Genomic DNA, 5,742 nt, shown 5'->3' on the forward strand with positions numbered 1-5,742 from the left:
CTGAAACTTAACTAAACCTGTTGCAAAGGTACTATTTGCCTGAGCGTCGATATCGATTAATAATACTCGCAAGCCGCGTTTGCTCAGAGCCGCAGCGAGATTGGTAGAGACGGTAGTTTTACCGACGCCGCCTTTGTTGTGGTAGATGGCAATAGTTTTCATAAGTAATGCTGGGGAAGATGCGTAAATTGGTGCGGATACAGGCTGCGATGGCGGTGATGGATCGGGTAAGCTTTGAACTAACTGTTTATGGATAAACTCACGTCCGATGAGCTGAATTATATCCGATAAGCGATCGTCTATATCTTGGGTTGGGCATTGAAATACTAACCGAACGGCTCCTGCTACCTGGTGATAAATTCTGATTTCTTTGCCATTTGTCAATAGTCCATAACTAATATCTAAACTAGTTAAATAGGTGCGAAGCTGATAGACATGTTTATCTAAATTTTTGCGCGGATGCTTGGCTTCGATAATTAAACCCCGCACAGGCAAACCTAATTTAAATGGTAGTTTTTGGGTGAAAGCCAGAAAGTCCAGCCGAATCTTACCAAATTTTACTTCCTGATGCCATGTATCGGGCGAGTAGCCTAGTTTTGGGAGTAAGTATCGAACGATAAGTTTACTTTCGACTTCGCTTTCATTTCGACATAATTCGGGATCGAAACTCAATCTTAACCTCTCAATTGCGAAATATCGATCGTCATCTTAACTATTAACTATGAATTAACGCGTAACGCCCCGAATCATATAGCCCATCACCAAACCGACGGCTAAAGCACCAGCTTTGCCAGTCTGGAGAAAGTCATTCCAACCACCCTGAATATTACCCAAAATGTCAGTACTTTGAAATTGTTCGGCGAGTAATAATCCATGCGTAAAAATGCCAAATTGGATCTGGATATTAGCACCCAGATCTACAATTGTCGGTACAAATAATTCAGGATGGGGTGCGATCGTCATGGCTGACAGGGTAAATAGCATAAATTTAATTAGAATTGAAATTATGCTTATTATTCCCCGCTGGGCGAGTAGATCGATCGCATATCTTTAGCGCGATGTGGGGGCGATCGCGATGTTACGATCGGGATCGCCGAAGTATGCTGGTGCGCGATCGTGTTTGGTGACTACTAGGGGTGTGGGGGTGACTCGTCCCCATTCTGTCTGGAGCGATTGGAGGAGGGTGTCTTGCTGCTGGCGGAGTTTGGCGATTTGAGTGCCTTTGTTGACGATGACAAACCAGACTAAACCGCGATCGCGTGTTGGTAGTACACCCGCTAAGGCACTCACTTCATTGAGGGTACCTGTTTTGATCGTCGTACCGACGGGTAAATTGCGATCTTTGAGCGTGCCGATATATTCCGCGCCAGCTACAGGAAAGATGTCTGCGAGGTTGAGATTGAGGGGTTGGAGGGTTTGGTGGAGGGTGCGGAAGATTTGAGAGACTGCGCGGGGTGAGAGGCGATTTTGGACGCCTAAGCCAGAACCATTAATCAGTTGAATCTCCGCAGGTGGGAAGTTCGCCGTAGTCGAGACGATTTTCATCACTTGCTCGGCACCGCCGACGCTATCGGCAAGGATTTGGGCGATTTCGTTGTTGCTGTAGATATTCATCTGGCGCACGATATCGACGAGTGGTAGCGACTGGTGGCGAATTAACGGTGTAATTACTGCTGGCGGCTCGCTACTAACGATGACTTTGCCCGCGATTTTGACTTGGGGTAATTTTGTTGTCTTGCTGTCGGTTGGTGCTGTGGGTAACTTGACGATATTGACATCTTTAAGCTCGGTAGCTAATAGTGCTGGCGGGAGATTGATTCCCGTGAAAGCTTGCTTGAGTAATTCACCAGCTTTTTGCGGATCGGCTTTGTAATTCATGTGGAATTTATCGACCACAATGAGATTGCCGCTGACATGATTAATGCCCAATTTATTCAAACTTTGAGCCAGCGCGATCGCATCTTCCCAGACAAATAAGGGATCGCCACCACCCCGCACGATCAGATCGCCTGTTAATGTCCCCCCCTCGATCTTGCCATTAGCACTAACGATCGTCTCAAACCGTTTATCCAATCCCCAGGTGGTAATCGCCGCCAGAGAGGTGGCTGTCTTCGTCAAGGAGGCGGCAGAAACCGGAATCGTACCATTGCGATCGATCAGCAGATTACTATCGGTACGCAGCCACACTGCTTGCTGTTGAGGATCTAAACCTTGGGTTTTGAGGGTTTGCAGATATTGGGCGATCTTAGTTTCGACTGTTGGCTCCACAGGTGTCGCGGGAGTGAGCCACGACATGCCTTGCCACGTCACCGCTTGCGCTGGCGCTGCTGGCGGGACACTCACCCCCGCCGCATTCAACCACATCCCGACAAATCCCGAAGAAACTAATTGCAGCATATTTAGAGCAGTTGGCAAGTGACAGAACTCTTTAGTCAACTCCCTATCTTGACATCTTCTGTGTCTCGATCGCGTTAAGGATCGATCGAAGGCGCAAACAATTACGCGGACAAGAAATCTTTCAGCCTCTACTCGACCGACTACTATTGCACAGATCGTAAGGGGAAAATCTCTTTATATAGTTAGGAGAAGATTCCTTCGATCTCTGCACTAAATCCAGGTAATAGCGGTGAAGTGAGAGTATCGCCAAACTCTGTTTTTATTATATTCTATTGAGAATTTGCTACTTCATTAGGCAAATATCGAGTTCTGGATATCGGGAAAATACGCGATCGACACTTGCTAGCTTTGCCCCATAGACTAAAGCTGTTGCAATAATTAGTCTGTCGAAGGGATCTTTATGAATAGGCGATAACTCTACTGCATGGATAGCGACTACTTCCGTAAGTGGAAATAGTTCGATACCTGCATTTGCTAGTGATGATTCAAACCATTCTTCAGCAGTCGAGAGTAATTCTATCCGTCCACGATTATGAGCTAAAGCAATTTCATAACAAGAAGCTGGCGAAACACCAACTCTACTTGCAGCCTCGATTTTATCTAGCCAACGAGAGGGAAATCGATCCAAATTACCATTAATAAACCACAGCCAGATGTGAGTGTCTAGCACAATTATTTCAGACATTCCCAGTCCTCTTCGTCCACAATCGGACTGACAATATCACCTAGAATTTTAACCTTACCAGCCATAGCAGCCGGAGGAATTCGACGCTTGAGAGGAACTGTGTTCTGAGTATCTTCTGACAGAACAGTAACAATAATTCGAGCAGAACTAACCTGTGGTTGCTCTGTCAGCCATGTTACCTGACCATTCTCATAAATTGCTTCATAACTTTTTAGCATTTAATCCTTATTCCAAATAATATGCTGATTCTTGTTCAGGGAGGCTACGTGAATGCTGTGATAATTTCATAACGCAGCTAGCAGTAATCATCAGGCATTACATCGATATCTGCGGTTGTCCAGTAGAGAAAGTTAGCGACCATCGGTTTCATTGGTAAGCTCGGCTCCTATTATAATCTACTCATGATGATAGAGATTCGATTACCTTCTGTAGGCTTCGCCAACAACATTGTTGCTGTTGGGTTTTGCTTGGCTTTACCCAGCCTATAAATCTAAACTACAATTTCAAGCAATTGGATCGAGACAATATGGATCGTTCAGAACAAATTATCGGTGGAATTATCGGTCTATTAATTGGCGATGCCGTGGGTGTTCCCTACGAATTTCACGAACCTCAATTCTTACCCCCAATTGAATTGCTAGAAATGAATCCTCCGGCAGGCTTCCAGCGTTCTCATCAAGGTACGCCTGTCGGTACATGGTCTGATGATGGCGCACTGGCTCTCTGTTTACTGGCTTCATTGCTCGATCGAAATCGACTCGATCCCGATGATTTGGGGCAAAGGTTTGTCGATTGGTATCGCTCTGGCTATCTAGCTGTCGATAATCGTGTGTTCGATGTGGGCATTCGCACTGCTAATGCTATTTTTGCGATCGAATCAGGGACTCCAAGTATCTTGGCAGGTATAACCAACAACCAAGCTAGAGGGAATGGTTCGTTGATGCGGACATTACCCCTCGTTTTATGGCATCAAGGTACCGACAGCGAACTGATTGTTGATGCCCATTTACAATCTCGGACAACTCATGGCGATCCTTATTGTCAGATTTGCTGCGCTCTTTATTGTCTGTGGGCAAGGTATATGCTCGATTGTGTCCCCGATCCTTGGCACACTGCCAGCACGATCCTGCGCTCGGTTTATCGATCGACAAATCCAGACTTTCTAGCCATTTTAGACTGGGCAGTACGTCCTGAAGATCCGGCGGAAGGGAAAGGTAGTGGTTATGTCATTGATGCTTTGAGATCGGCACGCATGGTCATGGAAAATGACAGCTATGAATTAGTTATAAAACACGCGATCTCGTTAGGAAAAGACACCGACACCACTGCTTGCATTGCTGGCGGAATTGCGGGGATTCGCGATGGAGTGGCAAGTATACCCGATCGATGGCGCAAACAATTACGCGGACAAGAAATCTTTCAGCCTTTACTCGATCGATTATTATGGCACCGATTAGGTTAGTTTACGTACATACAAATTGACCTAAGATCGAGCGATAAAAAATCGCTACCTTCAGATGAAGATAGCGATCGAGATTAACGGGTTTCCCCTCTAAAAATTATTAAAAGTTAGAGATTAGTAATCGCCGTAGTCACCAGCACCCATTGGGCCGCCCGCACCAGCGCCACCGTCTTTAGGTTCTGGTTTGTCAACGATGATGCACTCAGTTGTGAGGATCATGGCTGCGATCGAAGCGGCATTTTGGAGAGCCGAGCGCGTGACTTTCGCAGGGTCAACGATACCAGCTTCAAACATGTCTACGAACTCATTTGTGGCAGCATTGTAGCCGACATCAAAGGATTTTTCTTTAACGCGTTCGGCGATAATTGCACCATTTTGACCAGCGTTTTCAGCAATCCGTTTGAGCGGAGCTGAGAGGGCGCGGGTAACGATTAGCGCACCAGTTAATTCCTCATCTTTGAGGTTAGCTTGTGCCCAAGTTTCGAGTTCGGGAGAGAGGTGAGCTAGAGTCGTACCACCACCGGGAACGATACCTTCTTCAACTGCGGCTTTGGTCGCGTTGATCGCATCTTCCAACCGTAATTTACGGTCTTTCATTTCGGTTTCGGTAGCAGCACCAACTTTGATGACTGCGACACCACCAGCTAATTTAGCCAGACGCTCTTGGAGCTTCTCTTTGTCGTAGGAAGAATCGCTTTCGTCCATTTGACGACGGATTTGTTCGCAACGCGATTTGACAGTTGCTTCATTGCCTTCAGCAACGATCGTGGTGCTATCTTTGGTAATCGTGATGCGACGTGCTTGACCTAAAGATTCTAGTTTAGTAGCATCTAGTTTCAAACCAGCATCTTCAGTTACTAATTGACCGCCAGTTAAAACTGCGATATCTTCGAGCATGGCTTTGCGACGATCGCCGAAACCAGGCGCTTTCACAGCGGCTACGTTGAGGACACCACGCAGACGGTTGACTACCAAGGTAGCGAGGGCTTCTTTTTCGATGTCTTCAGCTAAAATCAGCAAAGGACGACCGGAACGAGCGACTTGCTCCAAGATGGGAACGAGATCCTGAACCAAGTTGATTTTCTTGTCAGTAATCAGGATGTAAGGCTGTTCGAGAACTGCTTCCATCCGCTCCATGTCAGTCGCGAAGTAAGGGGAGATATAACCCTTATCAAAACGCATCCCTTCGGTGATTTCG

General features: G+C 46.4%; 7 protein-coding genes. 1 reads left to right on the top strand and 6 read right to left on the bottom strand.

From position 1 onward, the window contains the following. From RMO35_RS21005 to RMO35_RS21025, 5 genes are all read right to left on the bottom strand, one after another. Positions 1–672 (bottom strand): AAA family ATPase (locus RMO35_RS21005; protein ID WP_309743916.1); only part of this gene is annotated, 672 nt, incomplete at its 3' end. A gap of 54 nt (positions 673–726) precedes the next feature. After that, a complete protein-coding gene (locus RMO35_RS21010) occupies positions 727–984 on the bottom strand; it encodes a hypothetical protein (protein WP_309743918.1) in 258 nt (85 codons plus the stop codon). Positions 985–1,050: 66 nt separating this feature from the next. After that, positions 1,051–2,436: a D-alanyl-D-alanine carboxypeptidase gene (locus RMO35_RS21015; protein ID WP_309743920.1), complete on the bottom strand. Its 1,386-nt coding sequence runs from the start codon at positions 2,434–2,436 to the stop codon at positions 1,051–1,053. Positions 2,437–2,680: 244 nt separating this feature from the next. Further along, positions 2,681–3,082, bottom strand: a complete 402-nt coding sequence (locus RMO35_RS21020; protein ID WP_309743922.1) for a type II toxin-antitoxin system VapC family toxin — start codon at positions 3,080–3,082, stop codon at positions 2,681–2,683. Beyond that, positions 3,070–3,300: a hypothetical protein gene (locus tag RMO35_RS21025; protein ID WP_309743924.1), complete on the bottom strand. Its 231-nt coding sequence runs from the start codon at positions 3,298–3,300 to the stop codon at positions 3,070–3,072. Before RMO35_RS21025 ends, RMO35_RS21020 begins: the two co-directional genes overlap by 13 nt. Before the next feature lie 308 nt (positions 3,301–3,608). Here RMO35_RS21025 and RMO35_RS21030 point away from each other — a divergent pair, with 308 nt between their 5' ends. Beyond that, a complete protein-coding gene (locus RMO35_RS21030; RefSeq protein ID WP_309743926.1) occupies positions 3,609–4,544 on the top strand; it encodes an ADP-ribosylglycohydrolase family protein in 936 nt (311 codons plus the stop codon). 114 nt (positions 4,545–4,658) lie between these two features. Here the strand turns inward: RMO35_RS21030 and groEL are convergent. Then, on the bottom strand, positions 4,659–5,742 hold a 1,084-nt coding region (gene groEL, locus RMO35_RS21035), incomplete at its 5' end, for a chaperonin GroEL (protein ID WP_309743928.1).

The organism is Chamaesiphon sp. OTE_20_metabat_361, from assembly GCF_031364565.1.